Annotated in this window: 17 protein-coding genes, 1 tRNA gene and 2 pseudogenes; 10 read left to right on the forward strand and 10 right to left on the reverse strand. The window is 67.7% G+C overall.

The window, feature by feature from the left end; all coding sequences use genetic code 11:
• Window positions 1-11: 11 nt before the first annotated feature.
• Genes KV102_RS09745 through KV102_RS09760 form a run of 4 tightly spaced genes read right to left on the reverse strand, consistent with a single transcriptional unit; the run spans window position 12 to window position 3,256 of the window.
• A complete protein-coding gene (locus KV102_RS09745) occupies window positions 12-1,331 on the reverse strand; it encodes a D-arabinono-1,4-lactone oxidase (RefSeq protein WP_220346053.1) in 1,320 nt (439 codons plus the stop codon).
• Window positions 1,328-2,524: an alanine racemase gene (locus KV102_RS09750; RefSeq protein ID WP_308289440.1), complete on the reverse strand. Its 1,197-nt coding sequence runs from the start codon at window positions 2,522-2,524 to the stop codon at window positions 1,328-1,330. Before KV102_RS09750 ends, KV102_RS09745 begins: the two co-directional genes overlap by 4 nt.
• Window positions 2,525-2,583: 59 nt before the next feature.
• Window positions 2,584-2,856 (reverse strand): DUF3618 domain-containing protein, encoded by a 273-nt coding sequence (locus KV102_RS09755; RefSeq protein ID WP_220343388.1) that lies wholly within the window; start codon window positions 2,854-2,856, stop codon window positions 2,584-2,586.
• Window positions 2,846-3,256, reverse strand: a complete 411-nt coding sequence (locus tag KV102_RS09760) for a phage holin family protein (protein WP_220346054.1) — start codon at window positions 3,254-3,256, stop codon at window positions 2,846-2,848. The genes KV102_RS09755 and KV102_RS09760 overlap by 11 nt, the downstream gene beginning before the upstream one ends.
• 84 nt (window positions 3,257-3,340) lie before the next feature.
• Here KV102_RS09760 and KV102_RS09765 point away from each other — a divergent pair, with 84 nt between their 5' ends.
• Window positions 3,341-3,880, forward strand: a complete 540-nt coding sequence (locus tag KV102_RS09765) for a DUF4203 domain-containing protein (protein WP_220346055.1) — start codon at window positions 3,341-3,343, stop codon at window positions 3,878-3,880.
• 122 nt (window positions 3,881-4,002) lie between these two features.
• Window positions 4,003-4,075 (forward strand) — tRNA-Thr (locus KV102_RS09770).
• Between the two features lie 129 nt (window positions 4,076-4,204).
• Here the strand turns inward: KV102_RS09770 and KV102_RS09775 are convergent.
• The 3 genes from KV102_RS09775 to KV102_RS09785 form a co-directional block, all read right to left on the reverse strand.
• Entirely contained in the window at window positions 4,205-4,834 is a 630-nt protein-coding gene (locus tag KV102_RS09775; protein ID WP_220346056.1) for a hypothetical protein, read from the reverse strand.
• Window positions 4,831-5,367, reverse strand: coding sequence for an RNA polymerase sigma factor (locus KV102_RS09780; RefSeq protein WP_220346057.1), 537 nt, complete (start codon window positions 5,365-5,367; stop codon window positions 4,831-4,833). The genes KV102_RS09775 and KV102_RS09780 overlap by 4 nt, the downstream gene beginning before the upstream one ends.
• Before the next feature lie 130 nt (window positions 5,368-5,497).
• Window positions 5,498-5,878 carry an SRPBCC family protein gene (locus tag KV102_RS09785; protein ID WP_308290285.1) on the reverse strand — a complete coding sequence of 127 codons (381 nt, stop codon included), beginning with the start codon at window positions 5,876-5,878 and terminating at the stop codon, window positions 5,498-5,500.
• A 221-nt stretch (window positions 5,879-6,099) separates the two neighbouring features.
• Between KV102_RS09785 and KV102_RS09790 the strand changes: the two genes are divergently transcribed.
• The 5 genes from KV102_RS09790 to KV102_RS19110 all read left to right on the forward strand — a co-directional run bounded on the left by KV102_RS09790 (window position 6,100) and on the right by KV102_RS19110 (window position 8,196).
• Window positions 6,100-6,240, forward strand: coding sequence for a hypothetical protein (locus KV102_RS09790; protein ID WP_220346058.1), 141 nt, complete (start codon window positions 6,100-6,102; stop codon window positions 6,238-6,240).
• A gap of 6 nt (window positions 6,241-6,246) precedes the next feature.
• Complete coding sequence (locus tag KV102_RS09795; RefSeq protein WP_220346059.1) at window positions 6,247-7,029, forward strand: polymorphic toxin-type HINT domain-containing protein; 783 nt, start codon at window positions 6,247-6,249, stop codon at window positions 7,027-7,029.
• Complete coding sequence (locus tag KV102_RS09800) at window positions 7,026-7,301, forward strand: MafI family immunity protein (protein WP_220346060.1); 276 nt, start codon at window positions 7,026-7,028, stop codon at window positions 7,299-7,301. The genes KV102_RS09795 and KV102_RS09800 overlap by 4 nt, the downstream gene beginning before the upstream one ends.
• A gap of 158 nt (window positions 7,302-7,459) precedes the next feature.
• The gene (locus KV102_RS19740) at window positions 7,460-8,065 is read left to right on the forward strand and encodes a colicin D domain-containing protein (protein WP_374197356.1); all 606 of its coding nucleotides are present in this window, start codon (window positions 7,460-7,462) and stop codon (window positions 8,063-8,065) included.
• Window positions 8,005-8,196, forward strand: coding sequence for a hypothetical protein (locus KV102_RS19110; RefSeq protein WP_255559651.1), 192 nt, complete (start codon window positions 8,005-8,007; stop codon window positions 8,194-8,196). The genes KV102_RS19740 and KV102_RS19110 overlap by 61 nt, the downstream gene beginning before the upstream one ends.
• A 12-nt stretch (window positions 8,197-8,208) precedes the next feature.
• On the opposite strand, the pseudogene KV102_RS19745 reads toward KV102_RS19110, so the two are convergent.
• Together KV102_RS19745 and KV102_RS09815 are read right to left on the reverse strand one after the other, a co-directional pair.
• Window positions 8,209-8,313 (reverse strand): annotated as a pseudogene (locus KV102_RS19745) (helix-turn-helix domain-containing protein); the annotation flags it as partial.
• A gap of 12 nt (window positions 8,314-8,325) precedes the next feature.
• Window positions 8,326-8,709, reverse strand: a pseudogene (locus tag KV102_RS09815) (trypsin-like serine protease); the annotation flags it as partial.
• A 148-nt stretch (window positions 8,710-8,857) separates the two neighbouring features.
• On the opposite strand from KV102_RS09815, the gene KV102_RS09820 reads away from it, so the two are divergent.
• Entirely contained in the window at window positions 8,858-9,973 is a 1,116-nt protein-coding gene (locus KV102_RS09820) for a YbdK family carboxylate-amine ligase (RefSeq protein ID WP_220346062.1), read from the forward strand.
• An 87-nt stretch (window positions 9,974-10,060) separates the two neighbouring features.
• Here the strand turns inward: KV102_RS09820 and KV102_RS09825 are convergent, their stop codons facing one another.
• A complete protein-coding gene (locus KV102_RS09825; protein ID WP_220343410.1) occupies window positions 10,061-10,591 on the reverse strand; it encodes a hypothetical protein in 531 nt (176 codons plus the stop codon).
• Window positions 10,592-10,712: 121 nt separating this feature from the next.
• Here KV102_RS09825 and KV102_RS09830 point away from each other — a divergent pair, with 121 nt between their 5' ends.
• Both KV102_RS09830 and KV102_RS09835 read left to right on the forward strand, forming a co-directional pair.
• A complete protein-coding gene (locus tag KV102_RS09830) occupies window positions 10,713-11,087 on the forward strand; it encodes a hypothetical protein (RefSeq protein WP_220346063.1) in 375 nt (124 codons plus the stop codon).
• A gap of 149 nt (window positions 11,088-11,236) precedes the next feature.
• Entirely contained in the window at window positions 11,237-12,547 is a 1,311-nt protein-coding gene (locus tag KV102_RS09835) for an exo-beta-N-acetylmuramidase NamZ domain-containing protein (protein ID WP_220346064.1), read from the forward strand.

Here is a 12,547-nt window from a genome sequence, read left to right on the forward strand (position 1 = left end):
GACGTGCGTCCTCAGCCGAGGACCCCGGCGAGGTGCGCGGTGGCGAACGTCCGCTGCGGGTCGAGCCGGTCGCGTACGGAGCGGAAGTCGTCGAAGCGCGGATAGCGGGCGCGCAACGTGTCGGGCTCGAGGGTGTGCAGCTTGCCCCAGTGCGGCCGGCCCTCGTGCTCGCCGAAGATCGCCTCGACGCCCTCGAAATAGCGGCGGTAGTCCATCTGGTGGTACTGGTGGACGGCGACGTAGGCGTTGGCCCGCTCGTAGCCCGTCGACAGCCAGATGTCGTCCGGAGCGGCGAAGCGCACCTCGATCGGGAACGACACCGTCTCGCCAGACCGGTTGACCCATCTGTCGATCTCACTCAGCACGGCAGGCAGCGCGGCGCGCGGCACGGCGTACTCCATCTCTCGGAACCGCACGCGGCGCGGAGAGATGAAGACCGCGGGCGCCCGGTCGGTGTACTCGCGGGCGCCGAGGGCGCGGCCGGAGAGCGCGTTGAGCCGCGGGATCCACCGCGGCTGATGGGTCCCGATGCGGTTGACGACCTCGAAGAGCCCGTTGGACAGCACCTCGTCGTCGATGAGGAAGCGCGCCTTGGACAGCGGCTGACGCTCGGTGCCCTCAGGGACACGGTTGTTGCGCTTGACCAGCGCGCGGTCGGTGTGCGGGAACCAGTAGAACTCGAAGTGGTCGTTGTCCTCGACGAGCGCGTCGAGCCCGGCGACCACGTCGGGGAGACGCATCGGCTCCTCCCGGGCGCGTAGGAGGAACGACGGGACGCAGGCGAAGGTCAGCGACGTGATGATGCCGAGCGCGCCGAGACCGACGCGTGCGGCGCCGAACAGCTCGTGGTCGTCGGGGCTCACGGTCAGGACGGTGCCGTCGCCGGTGACGATCTCCAGACCTGCGATCGCGCCCGCGATGCCGGTGAGTCGCGCCCCTGTGCCGTGGGTGCCGGTGGAGGTGGCGCCTGACACCGTCTGCGGGTCGACGTCGCCCATGTTGGGGAGCGCGAGGCCGATCTGGTCGAGCGCGCGGTTGAGGTCGCGGAGCCTCATGCCGGCGCCCACGGTCACGTGTCCGGTGCCGCGGTCGACACGCTGGATGCCGGCGATGCGGTCCATCCGAAGCATCACGCCGTCGGTGGCCGCGATCGAGGTGAACGAGTGCGCGGCGCCGACCGCCTTGACGCGCTGTCCTCGCGCGGCGGCGGAGCGTACGACCTCGGCGACCTCGGCGGTCGAGCGCGGGCGGACGACGTCGGCGGGCTCCGCGCTCGCGCAGCGGCCCCAGTTGGTCCAGCGAGCAGCGGTGTGCTGGGAGGTCGTGGTCATCCGAAGTTCTTCCCTTCGCCGCGGTAGGTCGGCAGCACCTCGACGGTCGCCGCGCCATGGGTCGACTCCTCGGTGTGGACGAGGTGCACGGCGTCGAACCGCTCGCACATCTCGCCGGCCTTCGCGTGCCGCATGAAGACGCGGTCGCCGAGCCGAAGACTGCGGGCGACCGGCCCACGGACGGGGGTCTGCACCTCTCCTGCGCCTTCGGTGCCGATCAGCGACAGACCCTCGGGCCAGGCGGGCGTGGGCAACCGGCTCTTGCCGGCAGCACCCGAGGCGGCGTACCCGCCGGAGAAGAGCGTGGCGATGTCGGGCGTCGGCTTGCGGACCACCGACAGCGCGTAGAACGCCGCGGGAGTCGACTCGAAGGCGTCGTAGGAGTCGAACAGCGTCGGCATGAACAGGCCCGAGCCCGAGGTGAGCTCGGTGATGTAGGGGTCGTCGCGCATGACCTCGAGGCTCCCGGTGCCGCCGGCGTTGACGAAGCGGAGGTCGGTGGTCTCGCGGATGCTCTCGACGATGCGCGCGCGGCGTTCGGCGATGTCGGCGGCGCTGCGAACCTTGACGAAGCGGACGGCGGGGGAGCTGTCGGGGAGGCCGGCGATCTGCGCGTCGTAGAACATCAGGCCGACCAGCTCGTAGCCCGGCCGAGCGGTGATCGCCCGGGCGAGCGCGATCGCGTCACCCGGGCTGTGGATCGGCGACCGACGAGCACCGAGGTGCACCCGGCGGAACGGCTCCAGCGACGAGTCCACGTCGATGCAGACGCGGATCCGGGGGCGGGCGGTGCCCACGACGGCGTCGATGTGGTCGAGGTGCGCGAGCGAGTCGACCATCACGGTGATCGCTGTCGAGCGGTGCTCCTTCGCGACGAGGTCGTGGAGGCCGGCGCGATGCACCGTGGGATAGGCGAGCAGCAGGTCCGTGTGTCCCTCGTCGGCGAGCCAGATCGACTCGTCGAGGCTGTAGGACATGACTCCCGCGTAGCCGTCGTGGGCGAGGGTGCGGTCGAGGATCTCGCGGACACGCAGGGACTTCGACGCCACACGCACAGGAACACCGCCGGCTCGGCGTACGAGCTCGGCGGTGTTGTGCGCGAGCGCGGCCCCGTCGACCACCGCGTACGGGGTCTCGAGGTCGCGCGTCAGGCGCTCCAGTCGCTCCATGTTGGGCAAGCGTCCAATAGCCACGGCACCAGTATGCGCCAGGAACGTGACTTTGGACACCCGACCAGGAGGACTCCTCAGATTCAGCTCCGGCGCTTCCTCCACACCCGCGCCACGATCAGCAGCAGCACGCCGCCGACGATGATCGCCGGGAGCTGCGGGTTGTCGCGCGCATTCTGCTTGACGTACTCGAGCCGTTGCTCCGCCTCGGACTTCACCTCGGACTTGACCTCGTCGACGCGGGCCTTGGCCTGCTTCTTGACGTCCAGGCGGTCGGTCAGCTGCTCAACCGTACGGCCGAGGTCTTCGCGGGTCTCTTCGATCTCGCGCTGGATGTCGTTGGGATCAGTGCTCACGGTTGCGCGCCTCCTTCACCTCGGCGATGTCGGCCTTGACGTTCTCCACGGCATGCTCGGGAACTGGTGATCCCACCTGCTGCAGCTTCTTCTTGCCCAGCAGCGCGAGCACGGCCGCGATGATGAAGAGCACGACGGCGACGATCAGTGCGGCGAGCCACAGGTCCATCACCAGGGCCAGGGCCGCGATGATGGCGGTGAAGAGGGCGGCGAGGCCGTACAGCGCGAGAAGCCCGGCGGCGCCAATACCTCCGAGCCCTACGCCGGCCTTCGTGCCCTTGTCCTTGAGCTCGGCCTGCGCGAGGCGCATCTCGTCACGCACGAGGCGAGAGGTCTGCTCGGACAGGTCGCGGACGAGATCGGCGATCGACTCGTCGGCCCGCGAATCAGGTTGTGTCATTTGGGGTGCTCCCCTCTGTCGGTCATGCCACACAGGTGCCCTTCCGCGGGGCGTACATGCGCACGGCGTCCTAGGCTCGCGGGCATGGATGCTGGTGGAGTGAACGAGTCGGTGCTCGCGTTGATCCTGATCGGCCTCGGGGCGATCCTGGTCTTTTGGGGAGGCGCCGCGCTGCGAGCACTGATTGCCCTGGCGGGCGCGTTCATCGGCTTCTTCCTCGGCGCGGAGATCGTGCAGGAGCGAGTCGGGGGCGAGCTGCTCGGCACCCCCGGCGGGTGGATCGCCGCGGTCGTCGGCGCGCTGGTGCTCGGCATCCTCGCGTACGTCTGGTACTGGCTCGGCGTGGTGATCTGGGTCGGCGCGATGGGGTACGTGCTCGGCGTCTCGGTCGCCGCCGTGTTCGGTGCGGACGACAGCTGGGTCCTCACCACGGTGGGTCTGGTCGTCGCCGCGGTGCTCGTCGTGATCGCGATCGCCATGTCACTCCCATCCCTGCTGCTCGTGATCGCGAGCGCCTGGTCGGGCGCCATCCTGGTGGTGATCGGCGTGATGCTGCTGGTCGGTGAGATCAGCGAGCGCCAGATCAACCGGGCGTTCACTGCCGTCGAGCCGGCATGGCCCTGATACGCCGCAGCCATCGGGCTTTTCGTCGTGGGTCTCCTGGCCCAGCTGGGGATGACCTCGCGGCGTCGGTCGGAGAGCGTCGACAGTTAGGATGGGCCCGGCTCCGGAGGTCGCGGGGCCCTGCCGGTGTAGCTCAGTTGGTAGAGCGCCTCACTTGTAATGAGGATGTCGCGGGTTCGACTCCTGTCACCGGCTCTGGGTGTTCTGCAGGTCAGGCAGGGTTGGACCACGATGCGGACATCATCCGTAGAGTGAGGGTCCCCTTCAGTTTCGGCATCGGACCACCGTATTGCAGTCGTTCTCAACTCGTCGCGAGTCCGCTCGTCAACTTCCAGTGCCGGACACCGCGGTGCAGGGTCGTACCGGTCCGGCGGTCACGTCGAAGTCGGACCTGCTGCTGAATCCCCCTTCGGTGATGCCGTCCTCGGTCGGCAGAGAGGCGGGCGGCGGTACGTCCTCACCCGAGACAGACATGACGAAGATCTCGCCGTCGCGCACGGTGCCGGGTGGGAGAGTCACGCGCAGCCCGTCCGAACCGATCGAGATCGACATTCCGGAGAGCCGTCGGTCTACTGGTGCGTACCGCCCTGGCGCGCACACCTGCTTGTCGGGCAGGTATGTGATGTCTGCTGTCACCTTGTGCTTCGCCAGCTCACGCTCGAGTCCGTTGGCGTTCTCGAGTCGTCGGACTTCCACGGTGATCGTGCCGGAGTTTCCTTCCTGCACGGAATACGCCGCCGTGGTGCCGAGCCCGGGGACCACCACGACCATCGTGGCGGCGGCGATTGCGGCGGCCGCTCCGAGCATCAGCCGCGGCCGCCGTGAGCGTGAGAGCCAGGCCTGCGGTTCGGGGGCGGTGCCGGGGCGGCTGGCCAGGATCGCGTCCAGCGTCGATGCCGACCACTCGGCGTCAAGGGGGCGGACCTCAGGGCGGAGTCGTTCGAGCGTGTTCATGAGAGCTCCTGCGCAGGAATGTGCTGGGGGTCCGAGTCGGTCGATCCGGATGTGCGCGGTGGTTCGAGGGCGGCACGAGCCCGGCTGAGTCGCCGACGAAACGCCGCGGGCTTGATGCCCAGGACCGTTGCTGCCTGATCGTTCGTGAGCCCGTCCCAGCTGACGAGGAGCAGCGCCTCGCGGTGTTGGTCGTCGAGCCTGGCGAGTCGTTCGAGTGCCTCACGTCGTGTGATCGCCGCCTCGGCAGTAGCGGTCGCGTGAGACGCGACCCCGTCAAGAAGTGCGATCCGCTCCGTCAGGGCCCGGCTGCGGCGGGTGGCGCGAGCCCGGTTCTGGATCACCTTGCGCGCCGTCACCAGGAGCCACGCGATCGGCGGAGCGGAGATGTCGTCCCAGCGGCGCCACGCGATCATGAAGGTCTCTGCCACGACGTCATGGGCAGCCTCGACTCCGACATGGCGGCGAGCAAAGGCGAGCACATGAGGCGCCTCCGCGTGCCACATCTCCGTGAACCGCTCCTGGGGATCGTTCATACCTTGAAGTGTCCGGGGCCCGACCTTTGTGACGCCACGTTGAAACAAACGCCGCGCGAACCGCGCTGCACGGCAGAGGCCGTCCCCCCGGATCCGGGGGGACGGCCTCCCTGTCAGTACCCAGCGCCGCTCAGTGGCGGTGCGTCTCGTCCAACGGGTCGACGTCGCCGGTCGGCTTCACGTCGCCCCGCCATGCGCCGGTCTCGGCGCCGCGGGACTCGATGAACTCCTTGAAGCGCTTGAGGTCTCCCTCGACGCGACGCTCGACGATGTTCAGCATGTCGCCGGTCTTCTCGACGATGCCCTCGGGCTTGTACTCCATCTGGAGCGTGACCTTCGTCGAGCGGCCCATCTCGTCGGGCACGAACGACACGGTGCCGTCGACGGCGCGCCACGTGACGCGGGCGTCGGGCGTCTGGTCGACGATCTCGGCATCCCACTCGCGGGTGACGCCGGCGATCTCTGCCTTCCAGTGCAGACGCTTGTCATCGAGCTGGGTGACCGACTCCACGCCCTACATGAAACGGGGGAAAGACTCGAACTGCGTCCACTGGTCGTACGCGCTGCGGACCGGGACGTCGACGTCGATGGTCTTCTGGATGGTGCTCATGTCGGTTGTTGCTCCCTTCTCTCGGGTGTTCAGGGGAAGCACCCGCCGAGGGCAGCGCTACACGTGAGTCAGGCTGCGGTGCATGCGACGATGACGCTCCCGCACATCTCGAAGGGGCGCCCGTGTCGCGAGGACGTGTTGTTGTTCCGGCGGTTGCTCTCGCGGTCGCGATGTCCGGCTGCGGCGGTGACCCGTACGTCGCCGTCGAAGAAGGATTCAGAGACTGGCTCCTCGCCGTGGACCAGCGCGACGAGGCCGCGTGAGAGCACGTGACGGACGAGTACCGTCGCGCGCTGTCAGCCGTATCGACATCGAATGCTCAGGAAACCGAGTGCCGTTCGCGCAAGTCGATCGAAGACGTTACGGTCGGCGACCTGGTCATGGCGTCTGACCCGCAAACCGACGAGCAGGCCCCACGCCGGGTCGAGGCCGTCCACGTCCACAAGGACACCGTCACCGACATCAAGGTCGACGGAGAGGTCATCACCACGACCGAGGACCATCCCTTCTGGTCGGTCGACAGCCAGACCTTCGAACGTGCCGACGAGCTGACCCTGGGCGAGCGGGTGCTGAGCGCCGATGGGAAGAAGCGAGCCGTCAGCGGCGTGGTGGGTGCGCGGGCAGGACGCCGGGCGCTGGCCTACAACTTGTCGATTCAGGGAATCCACACCTACCATGTCGGTGCGCTCGACGTGTTGGTGCACAACATGTGCGCGACCGGTGGCGCCGCAAAGTCCGCGGACGAGTTCGTCGACCTAGCGTCAGCGTCGCGTCGTAGTCACATCCTTGACGGCCACCGCTACGGCGGGGAGGCCGGCAATACCTGGTTCCCCAAGGGCTGGTCGGACGACAAGATCATGCACTCGATTTCGGACATCGCGACCGATCCATCGCTCAACTGGGTTCAGCAAACGGGTCGAGCAGGCGCAGCTGTCACGCGTGGCGGTTCGCCAGTCAGATACACCGTCGAAGGCGTGCGAGACGGCGTAAAGATGCGGGGCGTCCTCGAACCTGGCGGCGAGGGCATCATCACCGGGTTCCCGATTCCATGACCACGACACCGACTCCAGAGGAGATGACCGTCCGTCTCCACAAGGCGATGGACGCAGCCGTTGGGCTCACCCCGGACGACATCAGCAACGTGCAGTCGCTGATCGACGTGGGTGAGTGGCTCGTCGCCTACGAGACGCTATGCACGCAGATCTACGAATGGGAGATAGGGCTCGAGGTCGACGTGATTCGTGACCTCGAGGGTCTCGGCGCGTTCCTCGGCGCTCGCCGCGAACTCACCGATCATCTGTGGGAGGACGCCGCCGATGCGTAGCAGGGCCGGGACCCTGGTGGCTGCGGTGATCGCCGCCGTCCTGGCTGTGCTTGCAGTTCCAATTCCCAACGCCGTCGGTCGCCGTAGCTCCAGGAGGGGCTCTAGCCGCCTTCGCCTATGACGGCACCCGAGTCTCCCAGTCGTTCGGCGACATCACGATGGAGCGCGGGCCTCCCCGGGCGTACGACCGGCACACCACTTACGAGGCCGTCGACCGCTGGTCGCCCGGCGCTTCGGCGCGCTCCGCCGTAAGCCCGAGCCAGGCCTACACCGACTACGACAGCCACGTGCGGCTTGCGCCCGGTGACGGCAGCGGCGCAACGGTCCAGGAGCAAGCTGGGGGCGGGCGCAGGGAACTGACGCCCATCCTACGATCCGGTGTTGCCGCAAACGGCGCAGGTGATGTCAGCACGGTCCTGCTCCGCAGTCCGACCCAACTCCAGAAGAAGTTCAATCACGCTGGGGTTTTCGGCGTCACCGGCAACTACAGCAAGGGCAACGCCGCCAAGTTCAGTTCCGCGATGCACGAACACATGAACGCCGGTGGTACGCAGAGCATCGTGGGCACCTACCGCAACGCGCCAGCGACGCACTACTTGGATCCGGCATCAGCCCTCAACGTCGTGTCAGATCTGGGTGGCAACTTCGTCACCGCGTACCGCCTCGGGTACCCAAGATTTCGATCGAGCTGTCAGCCGACGAGGTGCTGGTTCTCTTCGAATGGCTGCATCGCATCAGCGAGACTTCGCAGGTCACCTTCGTAGATCAGGCCGAGCAGCGGGCGGCCTGGGACCTCGAGGCCGCATTGGAGTCGGCAAACCCGACGCTTTTCGCGGGCGACTATCTCCAACGGTTGAAGGCCGCTCGCGACCGCATCAGAGACCCCGATGAATGACCTGACGGTGACGTTGAAGGTCTCGGCGACGCGGATGACGGCTTCGAGACCGAGGGCGACCTTGGAGTTCTCGTAGCGGGAGACCTGACGGGCGTCGGAGCCGACCTTCTCGGCGAGTGCGGCCTGGGATCAGCAAGCCTTGATGGCGTTCAGTTGGCCGGTGGCCACCATGCGGCGGTCGTCGTACAGGTAGCGGTGTCCGCCGGGCCCGTTGGTCACCTCGTATGCGCCGTACCCCACGGAAGTGAACCGCTGGTTGCGGGGAAGGTCAGCGAACGAGCCGGCCTCGGGCAGTTGGGCGGGCGTGATCCCCGTGACCGGCGCGTCGAAGACGACGACGGCGATGTCGTGTGCGTCGCTCTGGTTGCCCGGATAGAGGGGGTCTCCGTGGAAGGTGCCTGCGTAGAGCTGGTCGCCGTCCTCGTAGTCGCTGTCGAACGTCACCGCGACACGCTCGCCCTCGGTGCCGCAGTGAGCGGCGGTGAGGAAGACGGTCGGCGAGATCAGCGTGCCGGAGCAGTAGGTCCAGGTGCCGGACCTCCACCTTCACTCCGGGTGCGGGACGCGTCAAGAGAAGGACGAGCCGATCGTCGGCGGTTGCGGGCGGCTGACGGGGGTACCTCTCATCAGGAAGTCCGTACGCATCAGGGGGAGGCCCTCAGTGGCTCGTCGTTCGCCAGAGATCAGCGGCCTCGAGTGGCACCCGGGGGGCGAGTTCTCCCTTGGTGGTGAGGACGAGCTGTTCCTCGTCGACCAGCGAGGGTTGATGCTCGGACCGGCTGCGGAGGCGGTGATGTCCACCCTCTCCGCACGCGGAGCTCACGGCACCCTCAAGGGCGAGATCTTCGTCGACGAGATCGAGCTGGAGACGCCCATCTGCTCGGATGCCGAGGGAGTCCACCGGTCGCTTCAACGGCTGCGAAGCTCACTGGTCACCGAGGGCGTGCGACCGATGGCGGTCGGCCTCCACCCGAGCGCCGGCTTCGGCGCGGCGGACCTCGCGGCGTCCCCCCGGTACGACCGGATCGGCGGCGAGTTCGCCGGCCTGCTGCGCACGCCGACCGCGGCCTTCCAGGTGCACGTCGGCGCGCCGGATCCGGCCACCGCCCTGAAGGTCTACCGCGGGCTCCGCAACCGCCTGTCCGTCTTCCGCGCGCTCGCCGCAGGATCGCCGTACTGGCACGCCCACGACTCCGGACTCGCCTGCGTCCGTCCAGCCATCCTCAGGTCGTACCCCCGGACGACCATGCCGCCCGCGCTCCCCACCTGGGAGGCATACGTCGAGGCGATCGAGCTCGCCGTGTGGGCGCACGAGGTGCCCGACTACAGCTATGTGTGCTGGGAGCTCCGGCCCCAACCGCGACTCGGGACGATCGAGGTGCGGGTCATGGACGCGCAGTCGTCGCTCGCCCGCGCCGCCGGACTGACCGCCCTGGTGCAGGGGCTGGCACGCCATGCCGTGGAGTCGCCTGATCTTCAGGACCTGCCGGACGAGGTCGTCCTCGCCAATGACCTCCGCGCGTGCCGCTACGGGCTCGAGGCGTCGGTCGTCGATGCGGACGGGTCACGACGACCCATGCGTGAAATTGCGGCACGCGCGCTCGACGACGCACGCAAGCATCTGACTCCTGACGGTTTGGACGGACTCCTCGACGCGGTGCAGGCGATCCTCGTCGAGCCCCCTGAGTACGTCCGCCAGCGGGCCTTGTACGAGCGAGACGGGATGCCGGCCCTGCTGGCCGACCTCGCCGCGCGTACGGCAAACGTCGACTGCTGAAAGGTTCGGGGACGGCCGCCCGGTCACGAGTGAGGGCGGCTCAGTGGCGGTGGCCTGGTCCGGCGGGTCGACGTCGACCGTCGGCTTCTAACGGCAATTGAACGAGTCGTCGCGGCTCCAGTCGGCGCGGTCGATGCCGTTGACCTCCACCACGACCATCTCCGGCTTGTCCGTATCCTCGCACGTCATCTGAATCCACCAGCGCGCGGCATCCTCGGCCAGCGCATCGAGGTCGGCGTCTGACCAGCCGCCATCCGTGGTCAGGCTCACGCGCACATCGTCGCTATTCATCGCCTTCATGCCGTCGTAGAAGCAGGACCAGTGCGTGTACGCGGCATCGCACATCGACTTAAGTGGCCGCCCGCCCTCCGCCTCGATGCCGATCCGTTCGATCTCTGCGACGTCGATGTCGTCAGAATCTTCAGTATCGTCGTCGGGTTCCTTGGTTGCCTCGGTCTTCTGGGCCGTCTTTTCGGGGCTCGGGCTTGCCGAGGTCGTCGTTTCCGACTTTGTTGTCTTCGCATCCCCCGTCCCGGCATCGTCGGCGGCTGACCCACAGCCAGCAATCAGAACGCACGACAACCCGATTGTGGCGATCGTCCTGCTGATTACGCCCATGACACTCCTCCCCCTCGTGTGAGCCACCTTCCTTCACTGTCACACGGGGCGGACACGGAGGTGCGACCATGACGCTTCACCACCTGGAAGGGTCGCCGTGGCGCGAGTCCATGTTGTTCCCGTGTTCACCCTCGCGGTCCTGATGTCCGGCTGCGGCGGTGACCCGTACGTCGCTGTCGAAGCGGGATTCAGAGATTGGCTCGTCGCCGTGCACCAGCGCGACGCAGCCGCCTGCGGCCACATGACGGACGATTACCGCCGCGAGCTGGCAGCCGCGTCGACGTCGAAACCTCAGGCAGCCGACTGTGGTCGCGCATTGGCAGCGTTGGCTTCGAACGCGGCGACGGCACTGCCGCCTGCTGAGGCCGAGGTGGACATCCCTGTGTGGGATCCGTCCGGCGAGGCGCTCGTGCAGGCGAAGAACGGGTCACGAGTCCTCGGGTTTTGGATGCAGGAGCAGGACGGCCGTTGGTTGGTGTCGGGATCGACGCAGTGAGTCGGTGCATGTTCGCCGCCCGAACGCTGACCTCTTGACCCGATAACGACGCGCCCACTACGTTCGCGCCAGTTGATGAAAATCCTGTTCTGCTCTCGCTCTTCCTGATGGAAACCGTTTTCTCACCACCCACAAGCAGGGGAGAAACCATGCGACGTAGGGATGTTCTCGCAGGCATGCTGGGGGTGGCCAGCGTGCCGGTCCTCGGCGGTGCGGCCAACGCAGCAGCGAGTGCGACCGTCGCTGCCAAGCCGGTGGGTCACGGGAGGGGCCGGCAGGTTCGTACCGGCTTCGAGACCCTGGCTGCCGCCGGCTTCCGTGAGCTGCGCGGGCAGCGGGTCGGGGTGATCTCCAACCCGACCGGCGTCCTGCGCGACCTGACGCACGAGGTCGACGTGTTCGCGGACAGCCCACAGGTCGACATCGTCGCCGTCTTCGGTCCCGAGCACGGCTTCCGCGGCGTCTCGCAGGCCGGCCAGGGCGAGGACTTCTTCATCGACGCCAAGACCGGCCTGCCGGTCTACAACGCCTACAACGACGCCGCCCGGATGTCCGACCAGTTCGCGGCAGCCGGCATCGACACCGTCGTCTTCGACATCCAGGACGTCGGGGCCCGCTTCTACACCTACATCTGGACGATGTACCTCGCCATGGAGGCGGCCGCCGAGCTCGACCTTCGGTTCGTCGTCCTCGACCGCCCCAACCCGATCACCGGCCTGCAGGCCGAGGGGCCGGTGCTCCACCCGGAGCATTCGACCTTCGTCGGGCTCAAGCCGATCAGCCAGCAGCACGGCATGACCGTCGGCGAGCTCGCGCAGTACTTCAACGGGGAGTTCCTCCCGCCCGCGATCGGCAAGCAGGTCGACCTGACCGTCGTTCCGATGAAGAACTGGTCCCGCGACATGTGGTATGAGGAGACCGGCCTGCCGTGGGTCCTGCCGTCGCCCAACATGCCGACGGTGGACACGGCGGTCGTCTACCCCGGTACGGCGCTGTTCGAGGCCACCGCACTCTCCGAGGGACGCGGCACGACCCGCCCGTTCGAGCTGATCGGTGCACCCGGCATCGACCACCGCTGGGCCGAGGCGCTCAACGCCCGCGAGCTGCCCGGTGTGCGCTTCCGCGAGGCGTACTTCACGCCGACGATCTCCAAGCAGGCCAACAAGGTCTGCGGCGGTGTCCAGGTGTACGTCGAGGACCGCGACGCCTTCGACCCGATCACCACGGGTCTGGCGATGATCGTCACCCAGCGCCAGGAGTTCCCCGACTACCGCTGGCGGAGCCAGGACGTCACCTCGTTCTGGCTCGACAAGCTCACCGGCTCCGACCGTGCGCGCCTCGTCATCGACGCCGGTGGGGACGTCGACGAGATCGTCGCCGGTTGGCAGGACGAGCTCGCCGAGTTCCGGCGGACGCGCAAGAAGTACCTCATCTACCACCAGGTGCGGGGCCGTCGGTAG

The sequence above is a fragment of the Mumia sp. zg.B53 genome (assembly GCF_019550935.1).
Lineage (GTDB): Bacteria > Actinomycetota > Actinomycetes > Propionibacteriales > Nocardioidaceae > Mumia.

Coding starts and splice junctions, on each gene's coding strand:
- KV102_RS09765 (WP_220346055.1), top strand. CDS start 3,341: ATGGATGCTGGTGGAGTGAACGAGTCGGTGCTCGCGTTGATCCTGATC.
- KV102_RS09835 (WP_220346064.1), top strand. CDS start 11,237: ATGCGACGTAGGGATGTTCTCGCAGGCATGCTGGGGGTGGCCAGCGTG.
- KV102_RS09800 (WP_220346060.1), top strand. CDS start 7,026: ATGACCACGACACCGACTCCAGAGGAGATGACCGTCCGTCTCCACAAG.
- KV102_RS09825 (WP_220343410.1), bottom strand. CDS start 10,591: ATGGGCGTAATCAGCAGGACGATCGCCACAATCGGGTTGTCGTGCGTT.
- KV102_RS09780 (WP_220346057.1), bottom strand. CDS start 5,367: ATGAACGATCCCCAGGAGCGGTTCACGGAGATGTGGCACGCGGAGGCG.
- KV102_RS09745 (WP_220346053.1), bottom strand. CDS start 1,331: ATGACCACGACCTCCCAGCACACCGCTGCTCGCTGGACCAACTGGGGC.
- KV102_RS19740 (WP_374197356.1), top strand. CDS start 7,460: ATGGAGCGCGGGCCTCCCCGGGCGTACGACCGGCACACCACTTACGAG.
- KV102_RS09775 (WP_220346056.1), bottom strand. CDS start 4,834: ATGAACACGCTCGAACGACTCCGCCCTGAGGTCCGCCCCCTTGACGCC.
- KV102_RS09760 (WP_220346054.1), bottom strand. CDS start 3,256: ATGACACAACCTGATTCGCGGGCCGACGAGTCGATCGCCGATCTCGTC.